21 protein-coding genes are annotated in these 25929 nt (G+C 35.5%); 13 read left to right on the top strand and 8 right to left on the bottom strand.

What is annotated here, in order from left to right; genetic code table 11:
* The first annotated feature begins 113 nt into the window (after positions 1-113).
* Both ABXH06_RS02285 and ABXH06_RS02280 read left to right on the top strand, forming a co-directional pair.
* A complete protein-coding gene (locus tag ABXH06_RS02285) occupies positions 114-4223 on the top strand; it encodes a polysaccharide lyase family 8 super-sandwich domain-containing protein (RefSeq protein ID WP_353517132.1) in 4110 nt (1369 codons plus the stop codon).
* Positions 4224-4500: 277 nt separating this feature from the next.
* Positions 4501-7212: a TonB-dependent receptor gene (locus ABXH06_RS02280; protein WP_353517131.1), complete on the top strand. Its 2712-nt coding sequence runs from the start codon at positions 4501-4503 to the stop codon at positions 7210-7212.
* Between the two features lie 176 nt (positions 7213-7388).
* On the opposite strand, the gene ABXH06_RS02275 is transcribed toward ABXH06_RS02280, so the two are convergent.
* The 4 genes from ABXH06_RS02275 to ABXH06_RS02260 all read right to left on the bottom strand — a co-directional run bounded on the left by ABXH06_RS02275 (position 7389) and on the right by ABXH06_RS02260 (position 11635).
* On the bottom strand, positions 7389-8726 hold the full coding sequence (locus ABXH06_RS02275) for a relaxase/mobilization nuclease domain-containing protein (RefSeq protein ID WP_353517130.1): 1338 nt from the start codon (positions 8724-8726) through the stop codon (positions 7389-7391).
* Positions 8727-8737: 11 nt separating this feature from the next.
* Positions 8738-9211, bottom strand: coding sequence for a hypothetical protein (locus ABXH06_RS02270; RefSeq protein WP_353517129.1), 474 nt, complete (start codon positions 9209-9211; stop codon positions 8738-8740).
* Positions 9212-9268: 57 nt separating this feature from the next.
* Positions 9269-9595, bottom strand: coding sequence for a hypothetical protein (locus ABXH06_RS02265; RefSeq protein WP_353517128.1), 327 nt, complete (start codon positions 9593-9595; stop codon positions 9269-9271).
* Between the two features lie 639 nt (positions 9596-10234).
* A complete protein-coding gene (locus tag ABXH06_RS02260; RefSeq protein WP_353517127.1) occupies positions 10235-11635 on the bottom strand; it encodes a site-specific integrase in 1401 nt (466 codons plus the stop codon).
* Between the two features lie 599 nt (positions 11636-12234).
* On the opposite strand from ABXH06_RS02260, the gene ABXH06_RS02255 reads away from it, so the two are divergent.
* From ABXH06_RS02255 to ABXH06_RS02205, 11 genes are all read left to right on the top strand, one after another.
* Positions 12235-12978, top strand: coding sequence for a toll/interleukin-1 receptor domain-containing protein (locus ABXH06_RS02255; RefSeq protein ID WP_353517126.1), 744 nt, complete (start codon positions 12235-12237; stop codon positions 12976-12978).
* Positions 12979-13081: 103 nt separating this feature from the next.
* A complete protein-coding gene (locus tag ABXH06_RS02250) occupies positions 13082-13393 on the top strand; it encodes a hypothetical protein (protein WP_353517125.1) in 312 nt (103 codons plus the stop codon).
* A gap of 144 nt (positions 13394-13537) precedes the next feature.
* Entirely contained in the window at positions 13538-13945 is a 408-nt protein-coding gene (locus tag ABXH06_RS02245) for a GFA family protein (RefSeq protein WP_353517124.1), read from the top strand.
* 114 nt (positions 13946-14059) lie between these two features.
* Positions 14060-14449, top strand: a complete 390-nt coding sequence (locus ABXH06_RS02240; protein WP_311578576.1) for a RidA family protein — start codon at positions 14060-14062, stop codon at positions 14447-14449.
* A gap of 206 nt (positions 14450-14655) precedes the next feature.
* A complete protein-coding gene (locus ABXH06_RS02235; protein ID WP_353517123.1) occupies positions 14656-14880 on the top strand; it encodes a hypothetical protein in 225 nt (74 codons plus the stop codon).
* Between the two features lie 128 nt (positions 14881-15008).
* On the top strand, positions 15009-15374 hold the full coding sequence (locus ABXH06_RS02230; RefSeq protein ID WP_353517122.1) for a cupin domain-containing protein: 366 nt from the start codon (positions 15009-15011) through the stop codon (positions 15372-15374).
* 122 nt (positions 15375-15496) lie between these two features.
* A complete protein-coding gene (locus tag ABXH06_RS02225) occupies positions 15497-15955 on the top strand; it encodes an ASCH domain-containing protein (RefSeq protein ID WP_353517121.1) in 459 nt (152 codons plus the stop codon).
* Between the two features lie 107 nt (positions 15956-16062).
* The gene (locus tag ABXH06_RS02220; RefSeq protein ID WP_311578561.1) at positions 16063-16443 is read left to right on the top strand and encodes a VOC family protein; all 381 of its coding nucleotides are present in this window, start codon (positions 16063-16065) and stop codon (positions 16441-16443) included.
* A 331-nt stretch (positions 16444-16774) separates the two neighbouring features.
* Positions 16775-17419 (top strand): hypothetical protein, encoded by a 645-nt coding sequence (locus ABXH06_RS02215; protein WP_353517120.1) that lies wholly within the window; start codon positions 16775-16777, stop codon positions 17417-17419.
* Between the two features lie 90 nt (positions 17420-17509).
* Entirely contained in the window at positions 17510-17962 is a 453-nt protein-coding gene (locus ABXH06_RS02210; protein WP_311578555.1) for a hypothetical protein, read from the top strand.
* Positions 17963-18007: 45 nt separating this feature from the next.
* Entirely contained in the window at positions 18008-18607 is a 600-nt protein-coding gene (locus ABXH06_RS02205) for a hypothetical protein (RefSeq protein WP_353517119.1), read from the top strand.
* A 52-nt stretch (positions 18608-18659) separates the two neighbouring features.
* Here ABXH06_RS02205 and ABXH06_RS02200 read toward each other — a convergent pair whose 3' ends face one another.
* From ABXH06_RS02200 to ppc, 4 genes are all read right to left on the bottom strand, one after another.
* Positions 18660-19601 carry a hypothetical protein gene (locus ABXH06_RS02200; RefSeq protein WP_311578547.1) on the bottom strand — a complete coding sequence of 314 codons (942 nt, stop codon included), beginning with the start codon at positions 19599-19601 and terminating at the stop codon, positions 18660-18662.
* The gene (locus tag ABXH06_RS02195) at positions 19601-21289 is read right to left on the bottom strand and encodes a zinc ribbon domain-containing protein (protein ID WP_353517118.1); all 1689 of its coding nucleotides are present in this window, start codon (positions 21287-21289) and stop codon (positions 19601-19603) included. The genes ABXH06_RS02200 and ABXH06_RS02195 overlap by 1 nt, the downstream gene beginning before the upstream one ends.
* A complete protein-coding gene (locus tag ABXH06_RS02190; protein WP_353517117.1) occupies positions 21279-22964 on the bottom strand; it encodes a hypothetical protein in 1686 nt (561 codons plus the stop codon). Before ABXH06_RS02190 ends, ABXH06_RS02195 begins: the two co-directional genes overlap by 11 nt.
* 332 nt (positions 22965-23296) lie before the next feature.
* Positions 23297-25858 carry a phosphoenolpyruvate carboxylase gene (gene ppc / locus ABXH06_RS02185; RefSeq protein ID WP_353517116.1) on the bottom strand — a complete coding sequence of 854 codons (2562 nt, stop codon included), beginning with the start codon at positions 25856-25858 and terminating at the stop codon, positions 23297-23299.
* Positions 25859-25929: the final 71 nt, after the last annotated feature.

Genomic DNA, 25929 nt, shown 5'->3' with positions numbered 1-25929 from the left:
GAAATAATTAAAAGAAATGCTTAATTATTGTTCAATTTGGGTTGTGCTTCTACTTTGCTTATTTAATATTTTTTTAGAAGTTGAAATAAAAATAACCAAAGGAGAATTAAGTAATGAGTAAAAATATTAACTTAGCTCTATTAACAATAATAAGCGCAACAAGCTTTTCAACAATAGCTACCGATTTTATTAATGAAGATTTTGAGGATGGAAACATTAGTCCACCTCTGGAGGTCGGCGGCGGTGATCCTAATAATGCAAATAGGATCTCCGTTATTACATCAGCAACCCCATCCAACGCAAGTAACTTAGCTGCTAAGGTAGAGGGGCCAGATTCTGTAACAGGCGAACAAGTTAGGTTTAAGTTTACTATTGGTACCCAAGATGTAACCAATAAAACGTTAAGTTTTAATTATAGAACTGAGGGAATGGCGCAAGGAGGAAAATTTACTGTTCGAGCTAATGGCGATGATTTAGGTTTTGAAGATTTAGAAACGATCATAGTGCCATCAGGAGGATATGACTGGAACGACAATATGAGTGTTTCAGTCAATCTAGATCAAGTATTTGGTGTATACGATGGCTCAACAGTTAAAGAAATAGAAGTACAAATTAGGAATAAATCTGATAATCAAACAGACGCGATAATTATAGATGACATTCTATATACAGGTACATTTAATCAAGAAATTGATACTGATGGTGATGGTTATGTGGATAGTGAAGATGATAGCCCCAATGATGCCAATGTGTGGACTGATACTGATAGCGACGGTATAGATGACAGTGTTGATACTGATGATGATGGTGATGGAGTTATTGATACCTTAGATCCTGATCCGTTAGATGCTAATTTAACTACCGATGTTGATAATGATGGTTTTGATGACAGCGTTGATGACTTTATTGGGGCTGGCGATATCACTAATTTAACTATATTAGCTGAATACTTCGATATTTCTATTGATGATGCTGTTTCTGGTGCAGTACTAACAGGAAGAATCAACTTACAAGAAAACCGTCGTCTGTACGCTGATAATAATCACTTTAGTGATAATTTTTATTTTGCTTTTGCTTCAGATCAAGCTAGCGGTACTCAAGGACAAAATGACGTATTCTCTGGGCAAAATGATTATTATAATTTCTTTGAACTAGAGAAATATGAAGATGATAAAGGAAGAGTGTTTGGTAAAATCAAGCTAGCTTCTGGAAATTTAAGTAACTTACAAGCGGGAACTTATAAATTAAGGGTTGAATTACGCTCTCCACAATCTGGAAATAACCCTGATTTGATAAAAGCTAGAGCTACAGCAACTGTTGTTGTTCATGGAAGTGGTGAAAAAACCACTATGGAAAAATTCAGAGATGAAATCCGTTTGGAAGTTGATGGTGTTAGCCGAGTTAATGGTGATAAAGAATATACGGCTAGTGATATTACTAACTTACAAACAGAGTTAAATAACGGTGTTGTTGGTCAATTTGATACTACTAATACAGCATATTTTTCACGCTCTGACGTATATACAGCCAAACCTACATTAGTAGACACTACCTCAGATAAAGACTATATCGAAATAGTTGACCGAATTGCAGGCATGGCATTTTATTACTACGAAAATAACCTGCAAGATGCAACCTTACGTAAGGATATTTATCGAGCAATTATAGAATTTGTTAAAGCTAGCAATGTAAATGATTTACATGATGATTTAAGTAATGGCATAACCCAAACGTTTGCGGATATGACTGATCAATATACGTCAGCTAAATTGACCCATCAATGGAACTTTACTGATCCATTAGCTGGGGCGGCCGTTTTTATTGCCGAAGATTTTATTGCTGATATTGATAACGGTGTTACTGAAGCGGTTGAAGCGCATGACGCCTTGCATCATTTCTTAAATATTGCTGCATTTGATATACCTCTAGAGTGGAGGGTATCTTCGAGATTAAGATATTATATGGAAGACTTTTTAAGTGAGTCACCAGGAGCATTAGGAGACGCTAATAGAGGTCATAGATTACGTACATGGGCATTGTTACCCGTAATATGGAATGACTACAATCGTCCATTAACTGAATTGCCGTGGTGGTATTCCGATTATGAAGGAACTAAAAATACTGATGGAACGAGTATATTAGTTGATGTAGATGGTGATGGTGTTACTGATACACTGAAAAACTTTGTCACTGAGGGAACGTCCATTTTACCTGGGTGGGAACCTAAAGGTGCTTTTTCTGATTTGCAGTTTTGGATCAATACAGTTCACAAGTTTACTTTCCGTTATAGTCAATCAGGCTTAAACCCTGATGGTACAATTTCACATCATGTAGGACATCGAGCTGATCTAGCAGGATATGGATATGGATTTGATTGGTTATTCGAACACTTTCATTATGGTAAAGATCTTAAAGATACTCCTTGGCCTATAGATAATAGTGTATTTAATGTAAGCTCTGATTTTACACGTGATTTTTATTCTTCGGTACTATATCAGGGGGGGTTAGATTACCAAGCGGCTGGAAGATCATTTTATTCTCATAAAATGGGGGATTTTGCAAAAAGTGAAGTTGTTGGTAATGGAATTAACTCTTTATTAGATGCTAAAGGAAGTGAAAATAAATTTAAAGGTTATGGTGATTTAAAACAATTACGATTTGATTTAAATACTAGCTTACATAAGGTGGATAATAACCCTAATGCTGCTTATAACAGAGCTTACTGGGTTAACGACTTTCTAATTCATCGTTCTGATGATACCAATCCTTATTATATGTCAGTCAAAATGCAGTCAGACCGTACGCGTGGCGCAGAATCATTTGGAACAGACCCCGGCTACCATAACGGAAATGGTGTTCTTCAGGTTAAAACTTATGGTGATGAATATGATTTATCCCGTTACAGTTGGGATTGGCATACATTATCAGGCACAACTTCGGCACTTAGAGGTGACCTCATACCTACACAATCATCACTAGAGGCATTTAATGAGAATCACTTTTCGGGTGTCTTGAGTAATGGTGAAATAGGCTTAGCATCTTTTCATCATGAATTAACTGATCATCTTGGTTCAACGACATATCCAAACGGTTATGGCTTAGTTAAAGCACGTAAATCATATTTCTTTTTAGATGACAAAGTGATTGCCATAGGCAATGGGATTGATTCAAAAACTGGTGGAAGCATAGCCTATCCAATTGTTACAACAATAGAGCAAGCTGCTCAAAAAGTTGCTGTGCGTTTTGGTGATGGCACAAGTAACGATGAAAGCTTGTCCTCTAGTAACAATACCTTCAATTCAAGTGCACCAAATAATAATGATTATGTGTTTAGCGTCTCAGATGATGTTTGGTTTCATCATGGAAATACTGGATATATTGTATTTACTGATTCGTCTATAGATATTCGCTATAGCGAAGACGGTGGTATTAATAGCTCTGAAGATATAGGTAACGCATCAGCTCATGAAGATGTTTCAACGGGCGATATTCCAGATCCCTTCAGAATTGCAATACAACACAGTGATGCAAATGAAGATGTAAGTTCAGGAGCTACACCAGATGGTGCGAGTTATGTATACGCTGTAATTCCTTATGCTGTTAATGAAAGCGATAGTAATTCCACTAAGAAAAATACGATGAACTCATTGATGTCTTCTCTACAAAATACTAATAATCTACAAGTTGTTAATACAGTTGAGAAGCAAGGCCTTATATATAATGACTCTGGTTCTACGATCATACAAATGGCCTTTCATGAGGTAGGTTCAGGAACTGCTAATCAAAGCTTTACATTTAATGGGACAACGTACACTGTTGGTGTCGATAAGCCTTCATTAGTTCAACTTGTGGAACAAAATGGTCAATGGAATATAACAGTGCAGGATCCAACTCATCATATCGATGTTAACGCTTTACCTTCTCACTCTGAGCGGTTTAGAGTTGAGCTAAAAAATGAAGTGAATCAAATCTCTGTGACATTTAGTGAGGAATTGAAAGAAGATACTTATTATTATGAAGTAAAATCACCTGATTATCTGACATTGCTAGATGGGAAAACGGCTGCACAGTTAGGACAAAAAGCAGAAGTAACTTACGATGGCTCTACTGGTATTAGTACCATTATATTCGATTTACCTGATGGCTATGATGATGATTACGGTAAGAGAGAAGAGTTTTACGCAGGAATGCCTGCAACTGTTGTTATAGATTCTGCTCCTTAACTTTAAATTTCTATTATCATTTAATTATAGGGCTCTTTTGGGAGCCCTTTTTATTTATGCAAGGCTTTATTCATCTCGAAACTTTACTTATCAAGTAATAAATTTAATTTTTTGTTTTCTTGTTTCATATTTGGAATTATCTTTTTTTTAAATGTGAAATATTAATAGTGAAGTTAATTTATTTATTAATTTGACGTACTTAAACGAACTAAACATTAAAACAACAAAATGAACTCTGCACATTAAAGAGTATAAAAACGTGAAGTGAGGAATTAACATGCTTAAACAAAAATATTTAGCCTATGCAATATCCGTTGCATTAACACCAGCGGCTTTATCTCTTTCAATGTCAGCTAACGCTAATGATAAATCAGAAGAAGAAATTGAAGTTATAGAAGTAACTAGTATTAGAGAAAGTATTACAAGTTCATTAAATTCCAAACGATATGCCGATGGTGTGGTTGATTCTTTATCAGCTGATGATATTGGTAGCTTTCCAGATACTAATGTTGCCGAGTCATTACAAAGAATACCAGGGGTTTCTATTACTCGTGTCTTAGGTGAAGGTGAGCAAGTAAGTATTCGAGGTTTTGCTCCAGGACAGAATCTAACTTTAATTAATGGTCAACAGCTTCAAAGTAGTGGATTTGAGTTACAAGGTGCCACTTTAGGCCGAGCGACAAACTTTAGTTTATTACCAGCAACTATGACTCAAACAGTTGAAGTTTATAAGTCAAGTGAAGCTAAATTACCAGATGGTGGTGTTGGGGGCACAGTAAATATTATAACGCGTAAGCCTCTTGTTCAAAAAGACAAAACATTGGCTCTGGTAAATACATCATTAAATTATAACTCGAATACCGAAGAAACAGATCCAGATTTATCTGCTTTATACAGTTGGAAGAATGATGACGATAATTTTGGTGCATTAATTTCTTTGGATTACCAAGATAAAGATATTCGTCGAGACGCTTTTGAAATAACACGTTATACCGAAGCTAATCTTACAGATATTAATGGCAATACTGCTTCTGGTTTTTTACCAGAGCAAGCCCAAGGCATCACATTCTTACAACAGCGTAAGCGTGAAACGGTGATGGTAGCGCTTCAATATCAGCCAACAGATTCTTTAGATCTAAATTTTAGCTATTTAGATAGTACGATGGAAGGAGATAACAAAAGTTTTGGCTTAGTAACTGATCGAAATATTTTTAAAAAAGCAGATATTTTAAATTTTACTGAAGAAAACGGCATTTTTACTTCAGTAGCTTTCGGTGATTTAGGGAAGATTGCCCGTTCTTCTCATCGAAATAGAGATGCTGAAATTACTAATAAAATAGTAACTTTTGAAGGCACTTGGACTGGTGATAATTCATCTTTAACTTTTGCTATAGGCGGTTCAGAGTCTGCTGGTGGACAAGGAGATCGTAATCAAACCGATATTGAAGTACCTGGTAGTGTTATTACTAGTATTGCTGATGGAGTAGGAAGTAATGATTTTGGAGCTCTTGATTTAACTGATTTTAGCCATCTTCGTATGGATAATTATGCGAGAAGAATTGACTCAACAGAAAATGAGAATAGCTATGCTTCTCTTGATTATACCTATTATTTAGAAGACTCATTTATCACTTCAATTAATATTGGCGCTAGATATTTAGAAGCAGAGCAACTGTCTAGTCGTGTTATCTATAATAATACTTCACGAGTTCCTGTTGTTGATGAAGAAGGTAATGTGTTACGTGAAGCAATGAGAAGAAATTCTAATTTCAATGTTGGTATGTTTGGTGACTTAGGCAATATGACTAATGATTATGTCGCGACAGTATATCAGTATTTAGATCCAAACAGTGTCGAAGCTTATGACTGTGAAAATATCGGTGGAGATTCAAATGGCTCTGATGATTTAGGAACATTCAATTCTATGTGTGGCTTTTTTACAGGTAGATCTGTTGAAGGTGGCAGTACTTGGAAAGTTGAAGAAGAAACTACTTCTTTTTATGTTCAAGCTAATTTTGAATCTGAATTTGATTGGGGTGTTCTGAGAGGGAACGCAGGGGTTAGATATATGAGTAACGATACTACCATCTATAACTTCAGTAACTTAGCGACCCAAGAAGAAAAAAATGCCTTTAATTATAATTATGTAGAAGACGGTGATTCAGATAAAACATTGCCTGCAATAAATGTGGTCTTTGATTTAGAAAATGATTGGGTTATTAGAACCGCGGCTTCAACGGTAATCAGTCGACCTCAATATACACAATTAGCGAGAGCTGTTGATATCCAAAATATTGATGATGATGATCAAGTAAATGGGCGAGTCACAAAAGGTAATGCATCGTTAGAGCCATTTGAAGCTAATAAATATGATTTGTCGGTTGAGTGGTATTACGATGAAGGTCAAAGTGTTAGCTTAGGTGCTTTTTACTATGACGTAAAAACATTTGTTATAAATGAAGAAACTGAAGAAGATTTATTAGGTGACGGTAATACTTGGATTGTAAACCAGCCTGTAAATGCTGAAGGCGGTAGCGTTAATGGATTTGAGTTTGCTTTTACACATAATTTGGATGAATTGATTGAAGGTTTCGGTTTTCAATTTAACTATACATGGTTAGATGCTGATTCGGGTCAAACAGCTGTTATATCTGGTGAGGAGAGAGACCTGCCACTAGCTGGTTTATCGGAAAATACTTACAATGCAGTTGTTTATTACAGTCAAGGACCATGGGATGCTCGTCTATCATATAACTATAGAGACGAGTTTTATTTAGACCAATATGGTGAGTTATCTAGGTTTAGTGATGAAATAAAACGTCTGAATATGAAAGTTAATTATAAGTTTGAAAATGGATTAACTGCATATATTCAAGGTTCTAATTTAACGGATGAAAAAAATGTTAAATACTTTGGTACACCTTCCATGCCTTATCAAACAGGGGAAACAGGTGCTAATGTTAGAGTTGGGCTTCAATACAAATTTTAGAATGTATATATAAGTTGAAGAAATCAACTTCCCCAATTAAAGACCAGTCGCTCTTGCTTCTGGTCTTTTTAGTTTGTAGCAAGATAATTTGAGTTACTGAATTGGATTAATTCTTTGACGCGAAGTGGCAAAGGCCGTATTAAATACAGCTGAAATATAATACTGACGAAAGTTGATTAATTGACGCATAGTTCATTCTCCGTTGATTCATGTGTCCAGCTCAATGAATGTGTGGTTTCACAGTGGTTAAAGTTACCAATCCAACGTTTGTGCTCTACAAGTAAATTATCAAGGGCATCAACAGAGTCACTAACATCGTATGTTGAAATGCCTTGATTGATGTATTCGTATTCGAAATTCTCTTCTAATGAGAAATAAAATAATAGCTCGTCATCATCAATCCCGTAATTTGAATCGAAAAGTAATCGTAATAACTCAAGTATCGCGTCCATTAATTCTGCAAATTCACGCTGCTTCTTAGAGTTATAAAAAGTAAAGCTCGCGTATTGTTTCTTGTTTCGTCTAAATACGCGAAGTCTTGGTTTAAGCACTTTAATGTGTTTGTATTGCGCTTTAGTAATTTGTACCGCAACGTTTACTTTTAAATCGTTGTTGCCAAGTAAAGCAGGGTTGTCACGCTCAGGTACGTAACTGACATTTTCATTACTTTGTAGGTTTTGAAATGTTAAGCGTGAAGCTTTTACTTTTGAGCCAGAAATCCACGGGCCATCATCTGCTTTATAGCTTATACCTGTGATTTCACCTTGCTCATTTTGACGAGCTTTAACCGCGACGCCTTTTTTAGCTAATGCTAATACAAGCTTGGACATTGTGTCAGGCAGCTTGCCACCATTTTCGATTTCTATGGCTTTAAACCTGGCACGAATACGAGCAGCCCAATCTTTGCTCATAGCTTCCTCACGTGAACCACCAGCGGCTTTTAATTCTCCTTTGGAATAATGTTTACCCCAGTTTCGTTCTGGTGATGACAATTGTTTTAAACCAAATTTCTTCTCGTATTTTCTAAGTACATCAAAGCCTTTTAATACATCGTTTGTGTTGTCTACGATTGAACCATCAGATTTAACTACACTTGAAGCTATATGCGCATGGTTGTGTGATTTTTCAGAGTGTTCAATAAATGCATGTTTACACGTATTATCATAGCCAAGTGCCTGTAAATAATCGGCTATAAGTTCGTACCACTCGCTTTGAGTTAAACGTCTATCATCTGGATGTTGTGATATAACATAATGCGCATACAAGTTTTCAGCTTTACCTTTGTGTAGAGTTGATTGCTCTTCAAATTCTTTAATAAGCTCATTTAACGGCTCTTCAGGTTGCTTGGTTATTGGAAGTCCATACTTATCGCGTTCAATTGGATCTTGAACAAAAGTAGTACTGCTGATCCAAGTGACCAAGTTTAAATCGTGCTCATGCCCATGACCGTTTCTGAGCATGTATTTGAGTAAAGGCGCTATAGTCGGCCTACGTGGTGTTACTTTGTGTATCATGAGGCATCTCCTTATGCCGCACTAGGCAATTTACTAAGCATTTCTTTTAACGTCAGAGCGTTTGGAAAGTTAATTTGTTTTGATTCTTTATGTTGCTTAATTTCGTCAGATACTTTTTTAAGTATTCGTAAGAAGCGAAATAACTCTTTTCTGAACTGCTCTAACTGCATGCTGCTTCCAGTACTGTGTGTAAAGGCCATCGATTGATTACAATTGTTAGCAACACCTTGGATTGCGCGTGTTAAGTCAGCGTTTACTTTGATTTGTGACTCGATTGCAAAATGGCCAGAAGTGGCTGTTTCTTTAATTAATTCGTAAATAAAACGTGAGTCCTGTTTATAGCCGCTTTGTTTGCGCAATTCTTGAAGCCAAGCTTTTTCTTCAGAGGTTAAGTAAAGCTTTACCACGCTTAAGCGTTTTTCATTTTCGTTTAATCGTTCGCGACCACGTTTTGGGGGGATTTGAGTTACGTTTGAGTTTTTCATGTGTTTACCTTTTTTATTATTATTGTTGGTGTTTTTTATTGTAATTTTGAGCAGGTATTATGCTGCTTCAGTAATTATTTCGATGTCTAATTCACCTATTTCTTCTTGGTGAATTACAAGTAGATAAGGCTGTTCTTGCTCTTTAAAGAGGTCTATTACAAAAGGAAGTACGTTTGCTTGATGAGCAGTATTTTCTGTTGCTTGAAAACTGAAGATTTTATATTTTTTATCGTAAGAAATGTCACTTATTGATAAACCATGGTCGTAGGTGTCACTTGTTTCTTTTATAAAGTTGATAATGTTTTCGTTAAAAAACGTTTTGTGAGTTGTTAGTTTTAGCATGTGGATACCTTTATTATTTTTGGTTTTATTGGCTTTAGCCATTTTTATTTTTTGTAATAGCGCAGAACCTGAAGGGTTTGAGCATCCAGTGTTTATTAGACCTAAAAAAGTAGCGGTAGCGTTAAGCTGTTTTATGGACCTATAAACAATAGCTGGCTTAACATTTTTTATAAATATACAAGTACTTATATATTGTTGTTTTTCTGTTAGCTAAACTGCGCTGTATACCTTTATTTTACAGGGTTTTAAGTACTATTGCATGAAAAATGCACGACCTGCTAAAAACTAATTTTTTGTCAAGTTTTTAAGTTTTTGAAAGATTTATTTTAATTGAGTATTTATTGGGCCTGTAAAAATGTCACCAATGACAATTACAGTGCCATTACTGGCAATTTGTTTGTTATTAGAGGGATTTTTTTGTCGTTGGCAGCAGCTGCGCTGCTAGAAAGTATCCATTTTGTGCTTTTAGTGTCGCACTCCCGGAGTGTGAAATCGATTTAGTGTATTTTGCTTCGCACTCACATAGAGTGACAAGCTTTATTAAATGTTGTGTCGGCAGTGTTGTATTGCAAAATGAATTGTAGTCGCCTGGACAGTTTGCGAACCATTCAGTATAAAAATATATCTACAAGGAGTTAATAGTCTGGATTAACTTCGCGAAGCGGCAAAAAAATAAAATTATTATTTGTTATTTAAAGCCTTACGTTTCTTCTGACGAACGATACAAAAGTCATCATAATGCTGTTCGATTGTCGCAACAGAATTGCCGCAATGTTTTGCTACAGCTCTGATATCTTGACCTTCATCAAGTGCTTTATTTATGTATTCATGTCTGCATGAGTACAGTACATAGCTTTGACTGAGTAATTTTTGGTCAAACAAGAAATCGCGATACTGCTCCCAAATTTTATCTAGCCCAGGTTTGTTTTGCGTATTCACATCAAAAAACAAATATCCTTCCAGATTAATAACCTGATCCAAAGTCATTGTTTCATCTGTTCTATATTTCATTATCTTGATTATTACATCAGCAGCAGCAGGAACTAACTCAACGGTTCTTGGCTCATCTTGCTCTCCCATTTTTCCAGCTGTAAATGTGATCTTGTAATAAAAATCAGTGTCGTTAATCATTTCTTTTTCAATGTCACTAAACAAAACATTTAATGTTTCTTCACCAGGTCTGCAACCTTGTGCACACAGAAAATCGAAATACAACTTCAGGATGTGTCTGTTATAAATTACTTTTTTATTCTTGCGTTTAATAGCTTCTATAAATGCATCAAAATTTGAATTGATATTGTGTAAATCATCTAACTTAAATGGCTTGCGTTTATCATCACTATTACCATTATTTTTTTCTTTTTGATTCTTTTTAAAGTTAATGTTTAGGTACTTAGCGCTTGGAAAATCTGGGTAACTTTCTTTCTTCAACATACCTTTAAAAAGACACAAATCTAGTAGCTCAGTTACAGCTGTTTTGTTTACCCTAAATCTTGTTGATGATTTTATTTTATCGCTATCTCTCAAGTACTCGAAATATCTAGCAATATTTGCAGATGTTAATTCTTCAACCCGCTTAATTTCATTTTCTCTACAAAATGGCGCAAATTGTTTTTCGAGAAAATCTGCGTACTCTTCTAGAGTATTTTTACGAACTGAATTTGAAAGACTCTTTTTTTTAGCTGCTCTATCTTTTAGATTTCTTATGCACTCTCTGATCATGGGGGCAAGTGAATAATGAATTTTCTCCTTATATGTATTATTGTTGATTTCAGTTTTAATACGTTCAGCCATTAGCATTGCGTTTATTTTTGCTTGCTCAAGATCTTGAGTGCCTAAGCTTTGGCGATGATATTTTTCAGACGGCAGTAAGTGAGGATTAATACCATAGTTTTTGTCATGTAGTTTAATTGTTGTGTAATAGTATTTATCATTAACTTTATAGATTGTTGTATAACTGTTTAGCTGTATGCTATGAGCAGTTGTTTTTTCATCTTCGAATTGTTCTTTATTAACTAGCTGCTTTGCAACTTCTAGTGCTTTTTTTAGTACATTTTCGTCGTATTGAAGTAACTCAATCATTAAGTCTTTTGAAGAGGTCAAAATCAGTGTTTGTGTATAATTTGTGTATATTAGCAGTCTAGTATACTCTGCAAGCCTTGTTTGTAAAGGTTTGATTGATAGGGTCTTTGAATTCAAAATCCGTTGCCTTCGGGCGTGACGGTTCAAGTCCGTCCTCCGGTACCATTATTAAAGCCTTATTCTTAATTGGATGGGGCTTTTTTGTTTTTAGGGTTTGAAACTTCTACGCCCGTTGTCAGCGAAAAGCGGATCTTCGTGCTTTTCAATTAATTCCTAGCAATATCAAATTTGTTAGCCAATCACTCCATTCTTTTTTGCAGAATATTACCGAGAATTCTCACTACATCTCGACATTAGTAACATTAGAGCCAGTAAAACGCTGAAATAATTAAATAAAATCTGAAATGAAAAAATGGGTATTACTATGAAGTCTTAGTAATATCCCTGTATTGACAATGTTGCTAGTTAATGGTGTGTTTAATGGATTGATTTATTTGAATTTTCTGCTACTTTAAAGACAAGTTCGTAGGCGGATATTACTGATACGTCTACATAATATACTGTTATGCTTCTAATTGAATTAGGGAGAAGATTTCCAAATGGTTCCACCTAGAGTCTTTATTTCATATTCGCACGATTCAGCTGAACACAAAAGTTGGGTTCTTAGTTTTGCTACAACTTTAAGAAATAGAGGTGTTGACGCTGTACTTGACCAGTGGGATTTAAAGCCAGGGGATGACTTACCACACTTTATGGAAACTGAGCTAGCAAAGTGTGACTATGCTTTGATCGTTTGCACTGAAACTTATGTCGCGAAAGCTAATGCGGGTAAAGGTGGCGTTGGTTATGAAAAAATGATTGTCACAGCATCACTTTTATCAAGTATTGATGATAACAAGATTATTCCAATAGTTCGGCAGTCATCAAGTCCTGAATTACCTACATTTTTAAAATCAAAACTATATATTAACTTCTCTAATGATAATGATGTCGAATATTCTCTTGATGAACTACTTAGGCATTTATTAAATGCTCCACTGTATGAAAAACCTGAACTAGGTAGTAGTCCTTTCAAACCTATGGCTGAGTCAAAGCCTGATAGAACTGCGGATGGTTTAAAAGCAGCAATGACTGCTATCGCTCAAGCTTTTGAAAATAGCCCCTATGACCAGCTAAGTATCGGACAAATCACAGGGATAACTAATATCCACAGATTAAAACTGGAGAAATATCTATCACAAGCAGAGTCAGAGGGCTTAGTTGAGCGTAACGTTTTAAATAAACTTTCAGTAACAACGGACGGTTGTGATTATCTTATCAATCACGGCATAATCGAAGCATAACAAGCCATTACAGCTAACAGCTTGCTCGGTTCCGCTTCGCTTCACATTTTAGCAAGCTATTATCAGCCCCTGAATGGGGCGTTATGTTTAAGGACTGCTAGTTGTGGACATCAAAGAGTTTATATCAGAAACACTTGAACAGATTACGGAATCTATTGAGAGTAATCCTTCAAGCTTAAATACTGATAATATAAAACCTTACGAAGCAAGAGAGGTTAAAAGTGTAGCAACCGTTCAAGGTGGTTTTATCACATCCGTTGAATTTGACATGGCCGTAACGGAATCAAAATCGCAAGATGGTGGAGCAAAACTATCCATTGCTGGTGTGGGTTCTCTCGGCGGAGATTTGAATGCGGCTTCTAAGACGGTAAGTAGGATTAAATTCACAGTTCCACTGCATATACAACCAGAATAACGGTGTAAATTATCCATACAAGTCATTTCAGTAGGAAAATAACAGCTGGCTTTTGCTCGTTCCACGTTAATTTCAGCCAGCGATTTTTCCGCATAACGAGGCGTTTTGTGTATTTATTCAATTTGGCATATTAGGGGTTTTTTAATGAGCATAAAACATAAAGGGTCTTGCCTTTGCGGTGAAGTAAGCTTTGAAGTAGAAGGTGAATTTGAAAGTTTTTTCATGTGCCATTGTCAATATTGTCGCAAAGATACTGGTTCGGCTCATGCATCTAACTTGTTTTCTACAGCAGCTTCTCTAACGTGGTTAACAGGCGAGAACAATGTAAAAACTTATAGTTTGCCATCTACAAGGCATGTGAAGAGTTTTTGTTCGAACTGTGGTTCTGCACTACCAAACGTTCAAATGGGAGGGGCGTTTTTAGCGGTACCTGCCGGAAGTATTGACACAAAAATTTTAAAGAGACCAAACGCGCATATATTTGTCTCAAGCAAAGCCGATTGGGATCAAGACTTAGAACTGGTGCCTATGATAGAAGGGCTACCAGTTTAAATTTAGGAAACACGTAACAGTTGGCTGTGCTCATGTATCAAAAATTATAGCCAACTGTTACTTTGCGCCTTCTTGTGGGGGTTAGTTGCACATTAATTTAGAGGAATATTAAAAATGGCAATTGAGAAAAAAACCTATCGAAGTGGCCCGTTCAAGGATTTCATTGCACAAGGCACTCGAGTTGGAAATATTCTTTACATGGCAGGACAAGTAGGGATAGATAGTAACGGTTCGGTTCCATTAGACATTGCCGAACAAACAGCTATCGCTTATTCAAATATGAAGGATGTTTTATCACAGTTCGGGGCGGATATGAGCAATATTGTTGATGAAACCTTCTTTGTTACTAATATGGACGAATTGATGGAAAACGTTGAAGCTGTTTATGGGCAAAGGGAATCTGCATATGGCGGTATGCCCGAAGTTAGTCAAACAGTTGTACAAGTGGCGGCACTTGTTCAGCCTGAACTCAAAATTGAAATTAAATGTATTGCTCATCTTTAGAATGGGCAGCTAGTAAACAAATTAAGTGGACACTAAAATAGTTGGCTTTTTTCGTTCATCAACATTTTAGCCAATTAATTTAGGCCGCTTATGGCGGCGTTATACGTAAAGGAGATATTTAATATATGGTGAGTTTTCTTCCCTTAATATTTATTTCTGTACTTCTTTTTATTCAAATTATGATGTTCAAAAACTTGTGTGTCTATTTGTCTGAAAAATATCCTGAAGAATGGAAAAAATTAGAGAATAATCGCATGGGTGGTTCTGCATGGTCGGCCGCTACTGCCAATTTTAATGAGTCGCTAAAGTCAGGTTTCTTTTCAACAATAAACGATGCCAAGATAGATCAATTTGCAAAGTTTAAATCGTTCAATTTGGCTTTAATGGGGGTGGTGATTTTTGCGCAATTGCTCTTGGCATTTTTGCAATAATTTACGTATGACAAGTCATTAAAGCAGGAACATTTACAGTTGGTTGTTTTCACTGTATTCAACATTTTAGCCAACAATATTTTGCCTCTTAACGGTGCGTTAGCAGTACTTGAATGTATGGAGTAATAATGAAGTTTGATGCTATAAACTTTAAAGATAAGTTCTCGAAATTTACTGAGCACTGGTCCCCGCGTGTTATTGCAGAAATGAATGACTATCAATTTAAGTTAGTGAAAGTTGAAGGCGAATTTGTATGGCATGAGCACCCTGATACAGATGAAGTATTCATCGTTTTGGAAGGTATCCTTAATATAGAATTTCGTAACGGTATAGTAACGCTAAATTCGGGTGAAATGTTTGTCATTCCCAAAGGTGTAGAACATAAACCTGTTGCAAACAGTGAATGTAAAATCATGATTGTTGAACCTAAAGGGGTTGTTAATACCGGCGATTCAGAAAGCGAACTAACTGCTGAAAATGACGTTTGGGTGTAAAATACTGCTAAAAAGAATTTAAAGCGGATCTGCTAACAGTTTACTTGGTTTCGCTTCATTACACATTTTAGCAAACTTTTTATTATCAGCCTGTAAATGGGCGTTATGTGTTTAGGAGTATTATGCATCCGTCAATAGCAAGTATTAGTCAAAATTACTTCGATAAATTCAATCTACCGAAAACAGAGCTGAGTAGTTGGCATTTTTGCGATAATGAAATTGATGCAAATGAGTGCGCTGAGTTGGTTTTGAATAATATAAAAATGGCAACTTCACCTTCACTTTGGTGGCACCAAGCGAATAATGAACCTTTACCTAAGGTCGGTGATCTCAATATAGTTACAAATTGGGAAGGCGAGGCTCAATGTATAATTGAAACGACGAATGTTTCTATAATTCCATTTAATGAAATCACAGAAGAATATGCTGAACTTGAAGGAGAAGGTGATAAGAGTTTGGCCTATTGGAAAAGAGTTCACTGGGACTATTATCATAGGGAGCTTAATGACACATCATTTACTCCAGTTGAAAATATGCCTATTGTCTGTGAGAGGTTTAAGGTAGTGTTCAGAAACAAATAATAAGTTAATTTAATAAGGAAAAAGCCGTTGGTTTTTTTCGTTCATCAACATTTTAGCCAACAGTTAATCAACCCTTTATTTGGGCTTTAGGTGCATAAGGAGGTTCGGTGAATCTTAATCAGGTTACGTTGCCAGTTAAACATATGGATGAAGCTGTTGCGTTTTACTTAACGCTAGGTTTTACTCAGATTGTAGATACACCTCATTATGCTCGCTTCGAGTGTCCTGAGGGTAACTCAACTTTTTCACTTGTACTCGAAGCTGGTGATTTCTCAAATAGTGCAGTAATCTATTTCGAACATGAAAAACTAGATCAATGGGTTTCAGAACTAAAATCTTTTGGTATAAAATTTGACCAAGAAGCAACAGATCAAAGCTACTTATGGCGTGAAGCAATACTACACGATCCTTCAGGTAATAAAATCAAACTATACTGGGCTGGTGAAAATAGGTTAAACCCACCATGGCGCGTAGATAAGCGCGCGTAACAAGCCAATTAGTCAGGACTAAAAACAGCAGACTTTTAATCGTGCATTAAGGTTCATGATTATATGATCTATATAGCCTTTGTAATAACCAACCCAGCAACCAGAGTTTTTATTGAGGTTAGGTGCCAACATGAATAAATAGTAGCGGTGCTGTCTGAATACGAGACTCAGGAGTGCAATTTTTGCGAGAATGTTTTGCTTAATTATTTTACAAGTGATTGTACTTTTTGTACCTAAATTGAGTGACTTTCGTTGCTAGTAATACTTGTGAAGTAGTCTAATATGGTTAATATTAAATCACCCTTTCAAATTTACACAATATTATTTCAAGATGAGAGAGACTTGTTCAAGTTGTCAAGAAAGCTTTTTAACTGAGCATATTCATCATTGTGAATGTGGACGTGACCTTTGTTTTCGATGTATCCAAATTCACAAGCAAGGTGATTGTGCTAAAAACACAAATAAAATAGTGCATCCGACTGATTCAATGCAAAATGTTTTTAGCCAAGACTTTCTTCATAAGTTAGATAGTCATATAGAATATCTTTATAAAATTGTCTATGTTTGGAGTGAAGCAACGAACCAAAGCATTACCTCGGGCGTGTCTTTTAAGTCTGGATTAGCCATTGGAGAAAGTTTTACCATTAGCCTTGAAGTTGATGAATTTAAACAACTTTTACAAGTTCATGATGGCAATAATCAAGAAATTTTAAGTGCTTATATCCAAAAAGTAAAAAGTACAGTTAGTAAAAAACTTGAGCAATTTGAAAAAAATAAATTAAAGAAAAGCCATTCAACAGCTAATTCCAATACATATTCTTTTGGTTATACACCCGATGAAGCCAATGAAATGTCTGCATTCTTTGATGGCTTATCAAATGATGACAAAACATTAGTAAAAACGGCTTATCGCAAAAACAATATAAGATCGATAAGTGGCTTTATTGAGTATATTAAGCAACATAAAGTTAAATAATAAAGATATACATAAATGGTGTATGCTTAGTTATACAAACATACAATAGTTAATATTAAATAGTTCATAGTGTTAAAATAGGGAAAGGGTATGTGGTTAATTCTTATAGGTGTATTCATCGTTATTGGCATTTTTTCGCTAGCTAGCGAAAAAAGTGAAGCGAATGAAGTTGAAATGAAAAAATATGCTTTCAAGGAAGTAAAAGAGTATGTTAATAAGCGAGTTGCAGCTTATGCCGATTATTTACGTAGAACTTCATCAGAAAGAGTAGGTGCAATGACTGATAATGAACTACATGATTTAATTGAAAGGGCAATGGGAAGTTATGCTGATGATGTAGCAAAATCTAAATGGTTATCTAATATATCTTTTGCTATTGGGGGAATTTCCTTTATTGCCTTTCTCTCGGGAGATGAAACTGCAAAAGCATTTGGCCCACTGTTTATCGCAGGTGGAATGTTTCTTCGATCATGGAAAAAAGCACGGGTTGATAAGAAATATATTGCTAACGGTTGGGAGCCTGAGCGGTTGAAGATAGATTAACAGGTTCAATAAGAATTTAACCTTAGTAGGTGTAACTTTATAACGATGTCATTATCTAGTGCAAAACTTTTCGTTTATAATTTTGTTATTGTGAGTATGAGTGTGAGTGTTCTTTTATACTCACATAAAGTATTGCCTTACTCTAATTTTTCCACTTGTACAGCAGACATCAATAAGTATGGATTTTCATCTTATTGCAGTTGTAACAAAGACCATAGATACGAACTTAAAACAGGTAAATGTGTACTTTTAACCCCTTCTCAAAAGTTAAAAGGTTTACAGAACTTATTAGTTAAAACCGAACTTGAAATTAGTAGCTTACAATCTTTAGATGGTGAAGAAAGCAAAAAAACTGCCATAGATAGATTACCGAAATACCTTACTGGTATTGCTGAATTTATGGAAAATCTTAACGAACACTATCAATTTCCTCCTCTGCTTATCAAAAAAGCTCGGCATGCAGCTAATTTGGCTACTTTTGATATTGAATATTGTTCAAACGACAAGGTTTGTGAATGCACAGAGTTACTTGAACAGTTAAAAGTTACCATTTTAAAGATAAAGAATACCCTTAATTCTCAAGATTTGGATAATATAAATCATAAAGATTCATCAGAAGTAAATGAAGAAAGTCAGTTACCGTAAACTGTTAAATTAGCATAGAAAATACTAGTCTGTTGAGCTGGTATAAAACAACTTAACTTAACGTTATTTGTAAACGAAAAGGTAAAGCGCTAGCGATATCTTTACTCGTTTTTAATCTTACTTGACCTGAATTAAACACCTCGAGTTCCACAACACTAATCGTACAATCAAAATACATTGTTGCTTCATAAATCGAAGAGTTTTTACCTTGATGCTTAACTTTAGGAGGTATAAAGCATTCTATTAGGTTAAGTAATTGGTTGTTATGAATAAAATTCTTATCCCATAAAACAGGAGGAATAATGGGATCGTTAACTTCAGGTAAAATATAAAAAGACCCGCCTTCAGACTGAACGAAAAAGCAAAAAAAACAAAGATAATCTAATGTATTGCTTTTAGTTAACTCAACAGGAATGCGGGTATTACAATCATGAATTGGCGCACTTAAACCATTTAAAGTGTAATACTGGTAGTGATTCGGTTTGTCTGTTGCTGCTTCGATAAAATAGCACCATTTTTGATGGTTATTAATATCAGATTGCAAAAAGCTAATCAGTTTACTCTGTTTATAAAAGCTAAGTTCAATACTAAAAAATGTTAATGCTAAGTGATTGTCAATTTTATCAACGAAATGACTCAATGACTTAGCAAGTTGAGCGGCTTTGCTTGGTTCAACAATATGCCAGTTTGAGCTCAAGAGTGAAAAGAGTGGTTGTTTAAGTGCTTGTTCCTGATGGTTTTTTGTGGCGGTAAGTTGTTGTATTTTGGATATTTGTGTAGCTAATAATGGTGCTAAACAAAGCGGTTTTTTTTCAGTGAGATCTTGATTATCTCTGAGTTTTTCAGCCTTAATGAGAAACGAATATCGCCTCCAGTCCGGTTGTAAGAATACATAGCCGTGATAATCTCCATCTTTGAATTTACTGGTGTATTTGGCAACACAAGGTAAGGCTGTAATCGCTTTGTTAAATAACGTATCGATTTCAGTATTCATTATCGATCACCGTTAATAGTATCGTCAGATGTATTAACTAATTGCTTTAGTTTGCTTGAATATTTGTCGTATAAATCTACTTTGCCATGATTGTTTTTAGTGATCGCAAGTACCTTCTCTAAACCTTCGATATAGCAGTTAAGTAGCTCTAATGCTTGAGTAAGTGTGTATTTTTTATGTGCTATTTGGTTATTAAGTTGTTCAATAAAGGCTGTCAAACGTGCAGCTGCTTCACGATCAATTTTTTGAACCGCACCCAAAAGACTTTCGCCGCATAACTGACAAAAGTTAAATTTAGCATCATTAGGTTGACGGCAATGACGGCATTTAACGCGCTGATCTTTTAACATTTTCATGGATTGTGTTGCCATATCAATCACTATTGGTACAAGCGTCAATAATACAACTGCAGGGGTGAAAAGTGCTCCTTGTACGGTAGAAAAATCGTTAGCAGTAAATGTTTGGTTATAGGCAGTAATGGTAAAAAAAGCGGTTAAGGTTAAACATTGTAATATGATGCGACTGAACTGTTTCGTTGACCACGCCGCGAGGAGATAAACTGCTTGTATTAAGATCAAAAAGGCATAAAACACTCCTTCAAGTTGACTGAGTAATACCTCATATGAAACCCAAGTATTTAATGCGATATAAAAATTAGGTAAAAAACCGTTAGAAAAGTAATCAGATTCAACATACCACTGGCTTATATAACAAAAAATAAAAAAAGACAGTTGAAAAAATAACGTTAATATCAAAAGTGCCCAAAATAAATAGTGAAACATAATTTTGAGAAGTAAGAAGTATTTAATGCCTTCAAGCGAAGAGACGTAACGACTAAATCTAAAGCAAATAGGTAAGAAGGCGAGAAATAGCCACCCTACAGTTAACTCTCTGATATCGATATAATTAGCTAATGCAAAAAAAAGTGGGGAACACAAAATGGCGAGAAATAATTGTTTATTTATGACAAAACCAAAATATAGTTCAAGGTCGAATAGCGCAATCCGTGAAGAAGCCTCACTATTATTGACAAGCTTATATTCAATGGCTAAACGTTGGAATAAACGCCATATTACCTTATAAAATGAATGTGCCGATGCGGTAATAATCATGATAAGAAATATTGCAATTACACTGACAGGGAACGACATAAAAAAGTAAAAAAAACTTTGGTTTGAGACACCTAATTGCAATTCAAATAAGTAGGTAAGGTATATAAAAAGTACTACTATAATTAAACCTAAAGCAACAGACACACCTCCAGAAAGTTTTGCTGCTAACATTCTATTGAGATTTCTTACGATTCCCAAACTGACAATTATTGCGACAATAAAATATAGGCCCTCTGTTATTAACGCGTTATTACTTATATAAATAACAAAATAAATACCTGCTATCGCCAAAGAGAAAGAGAAGCTTTTTTCATAAAAGTCAGTTTGTTGAGTTAGGACTGTTTGGGAGAATTCAGACGAGTCTAGGTCAAAATACTGTTGGTAAGTTTTGTTTTTAATTTTAAATATGGTCAATAGAAGATAAATGATTGCCGGAATCAAGACCATGATATTGACGATTTCTGAATGAGTGAATTGAGTCGAGTTAGCCAATAAAACGCTATATTTCATTCCTCCAGCAATAAAGCATAAGCTGATCAGATAAAGGCCCCATAAAAAAATATTATTATTTTTCATTATTTTTTCTCTGCTTAGCCAACCGAGCAATTTCAATTTTATTTATTTGTTTAGTTAAACCAAGAAAGCTAATCGCTTTAATAATACCTAACTGTTTATATGTTGCTTTCGATATCTCACTTTCATTGTTGGATGCTTTAATACTTGTTTCCACATTATTGTATGCAGCTAATATTCGATGCTTCATAGGTTTTGATGTGATTAAGTAACTACCACAGCATGGACAATAAGTAGCAAATTTTGGTGCCTTAAATTGGCATGTATCGCATTTTCGGCTGATACGATAAGGGCCAACTACGGAATTAATAATAAAGAGAATAAGAAATGGAAAGGCAGTGAAAATGAAAATTTCGGGGGGCAAAATCCAAGGCGCAATTTCCGTCACTTTTTCAGGCGTAACCTTATTGTCGTAATACACGGTTAAGCCAAAAATGAACACGGTAAACGCAAACCAAAATAATCTATAGCGCTCTTTGCGAATAAAAATAGCGTAAAGCCAAACAATAATGATTAAACATAATACGCCATAAAAAACCCCTTCGACATAAGACAAAATAAAACTTAGAGAGAGCGTATTGTTAACAAAATATAATAAAAAACCTGGAAGTAAACTTATCGTGGTTGTCGAATCACTGGCGGTCACCCAAACAGACATTTGGTTCAGTAATAAATAAATCACTAAATAAAGCGCATGAGAAAAGATTATTGAGACGGCGATTGTAGATAACACACTCTTAAACAAGATAAAGAAATACTCGATAGTTAAGTGTTCTAAATATTTAGCTATTTTGATCAAAAAAGGCAGGTTTAATGCAACAATAATAAATAGCAATGTCGACTGAGTGTTAAACGTATATAGGCTATAAAAATAGAGCGGTATAAAGAAAAAGTTAATAAGAAAAGTCGAGTTAGCAAACATCAGGAGTAAATAGTGCTGCCCTTTCACTAGGTTTGCATTACGCTGACTTGTCGCCATGATATGCATTACATCGACATTGCGGTTAAAAAGCCTATCGATAAAGTGCCAAATACTGCTAAAACCTAAGATAAAGCCAATATAAAAAATTGCGACAGTACACAACATGATTAGCGGATCTATCACAACGTTCGTGACCTGCAGTGTTAGCGAAACACCTAACCAAAACTCTAACAACTCTAATGAAGCAAAATAACCCAAAAAGTTAACTAAGACAGTGAAACCAAGCATTAATTTGTATCTTGGCGGTATGGTTTTTACTAATTTAATACTCAATAAAGTAAATGGCGCAAATAATATTAATGACAAGAAGAAAAATATCGCAGCATCTTGTATTGAAATATGGGTATCAAGTAACGCAAAAAATGAATAAGTAAAGAAAATAGAGAGAAACCATATAATGCCTGCTTGTTGCCCTATTAACTGGAACATTACCTTATATGTGTCTTTGTTTAGTCTATTTTCAGTTTGAATTGCTTCTCGAAAAGGAACGACTTTTTCGTGGGATTTGAACAGGGATGAAGCTATGTAATATAAAGAAAATACAAGGGTGCAACAGCCAAAATAAGCATCACGTGAAAGCGGATATACATAGTCAACAAAAAAAGGATAACTAATGATGCAAACGATGAAGAAAGCAAAAAGTGAAAATGTCACTTTCACCATTTCAAACGATTGCTTAAATATAGGGGGGGACATAATAGTGTTTATCCTTTTTGTTCATTGATTAACATTTAAAAAGCTAAAAAATGAAGTTGTAAACTATTGTCTAAGAGATTATTTTGTATCAAATTTTTAAGAATTTTGCAAAAAGCACGTATGTTGTATTTATGAATGCGAAATAGGATTAATCGTGGATTTAAGGTTAGTAAATGCTCGCTAAGTTAATAGAAAGGGGGATGTTACACCGTAAAACATGAGCTGGCTTTCATTCATAGGTTTATCAACTTAGAATAAACCTATACCTAAAAACAACTTAGGTAATAGATTTATTCTAAAGGTAGGTGCCAGGCTGAAGTTTGTTGCTGTTTTTACCCGGTATTTCTCATCCCTGTTGCTATCCCTGCCATCGAGATCATTAATAATTGTTCGTTATCAGGATGCTCAGGTTGCTGACGTAATCGTTTTAAAGCTTCAATTTGAATTAAATGCAATGGCGCTAAGTATTCTCGACGTAATTCAAAAGAATTATAATTCCATTGATCATTTTTCAGTAAACTGTCTTGCGCTAATAGGTTAAGCAAGGTTTTCTTATCCTGAGATAATTGTTTACGTAGCTCTTCACCCATATACTTTAAATCATCATCGACTAATGCTTCATCATATAACGCGGCAATTTGATCATCAGATTTGGTATACACCATTTCAGTGAGTGAAATACGCGATTTAAAATATGGCCAAGTTGCTAACATTTCATGCATTAATGCTTTGTTTTCTTGATAGGCTTGCTCTATTGCACTTCCTAATCCCAACCAACTAGGCACAACTAACCTGTTTTGACTCCAAGCAAATATCCAAGGTATAGCGCGAAGCGATTCAATACCGCCATCTGATTTACGTTTACTGGGGCGAGAGCCTAATGGTAATGAAGCTAGCTCTTGCTCAGGCGTTGCTTGGCGAAAATATTTAACAAAATTTTCATTGGTTTGCACGTATGAACGATACAAAGCACAACTTGACTCTGCCATGTCATCCATTAGTTTGCGCCATTGTGCTTTTGGCGCAGGTGGTGGGGTCACTAAACATTCTAAAATAGCGGAAGCATATAAATGTAAGCTGCGGGTCGCAAGGCTCGGTAAGCCAAATTTATAGCGAATAGTTTCACCTTGTTCAGTCACTCGTAAGCCACCGTCTAATGTGCCTGGAGGTTGCGAAGCAATCGCCGCATGTGCTGGACCACCGCCTCTGCCTATTGTGCCACCACGGCCATGGAACAGTTTTAAAACAATATCTTGCGCTTTAAAGACTTCCACTAACTTTTCTTGGCATTGATATTGTCCCCACGTTGCTGCTAATACGCCGGCATCTTTCGATGAGTCACTATAACCAATCATTACATGATGCTGCTTATCGCAATAAGTTTTGTAACTATCAATTTCTAGCAGGTTATTCATGACTTCTGGGGCATTGTTTAGATCATCTAGCGTCTCAAAAAGCGGAGCGATAGGCATTTTCCAGCTGACACCGGCGGCTTTCAGTAATAAGTTTACCGTCAGGATGTCGCTAACTTTACTCGCCATAGAAATAATATAAATGCCAAATAACTCTGCCGGTTGCTTGGCAATCAAGGCAAAAGTATCAAGCACTTCTTGCGTGTCTGCTCTCCATGTTTTATTCGGTAATAATGGTCGAGGGTTTTGTAGCTCTTTTATCAGAAACTGTTGGCGAGTTGATTCGTCCCAACTTGAAAAGTCACCCATGTTTAGCGCTTGAGTAATCTCAGTTAAGGCGCTTTCATGTCGTTCACTATGCTGACGAATATCTAATTTAACTAAAGAAATACCAAAGCAGTTTACTTTGCGGATCATATCTAAAACTAATGAGTTGGCGATTTTATCTAAGCCAACGGCTAATAAGCTGTCACGACATGCAATCAATGGCGCTCTAAGTTGCTCTGAATGATTTAGAACCCCTTTGGTTTCGCCATCTTTTAATTGTTCGATACTCACTTTTAATAATTTAATCGTGCTTTGTAATTGGCATCGATAAGGTCCTATGTTATCGGTATCCGCTTCTAATAAAGTATCAGTAGCTTTACGCATCGAAAGTTCTAGAAATAATTGTTCAAAATCTTCCAGGTAAAGTTTGGCGGCAATTAAACGTGCGTTAATTAATGCTTGCTCGCTTAACTTTGCGGTAACAAATGGATTTCCGTCTCGATCACCAGCCATCCAGCTCGCCATGGTAATTGGGTTATAATCAACTGGTAAATCGCGATTGGTCACTTTTTGCGATAATTCATTTAGTTCTTTTAAAAACGTTGGTACCGCAAACCAAAAGCTATCAGCAATAGTATTTAAACCCCAATACGATTCGTTTAAAGGAGTAGGGCGCTGCTGACGAATTTCATCGGTGTGCCAAGCTTGTTGAACTAATTCATTGATGCGAGGATTTGAAGCATCATTAGTTTGGTCGAGGGTTTGCGCTATTTGATTATATTTATGAATAAATGTTCGACGATTGACTTCCGTTGGATGTGCCGTTAATACTAATTCTATATGGAGTTTGTCTAAAGCTTGTTGAAACTTTTCTGGGGAGACATGACTTAGTTTTTCGCTTAAATCTTCAAGAGGATGAGGTAGGTCTAATTCATCAAGGCCCTGAGGACTCGTTGTATATTGCTGCTCAGCAACATTGGCTAAGTTTAAAAACTGACTAAATGCGCGGGCATAAATTAAGAGTTCGGCTTCAGTAGCGTTGGCAATTTTTTGTTGTAATTGCTTAATAACTTCAGGGTTGTTTGGTGAGATCTCTCTACTTGAAAGACGCATTTCTTCAATGTTATCAATCCATTTAGCACCTTGTTCATCGGCAATTGTTTGACCTAACAAAGTCCCTAATTCACGTACGTTCTGTTGAATATTTTCTAGCATATGAATAACTTTACGCCGTTTCTGACGCTGATATTGATTAATGGTGACAAGATAGTAATAAACTGTTTTAA

This window comes from Thalassotalea sp. SU-HH00458, from assembly GCF_040362795.1.
Classification (GTDB): domain Bacteria; phylum Pseudomonadota; class Gammaproteobacteria; order Enterobacterales; family Alteromonadaceae; genus Thalassotalea_H; species Thalassotalea_H castellviae.
This window is presented reverse-complemented; position numbering and strand designations above follow the sequence as displayed.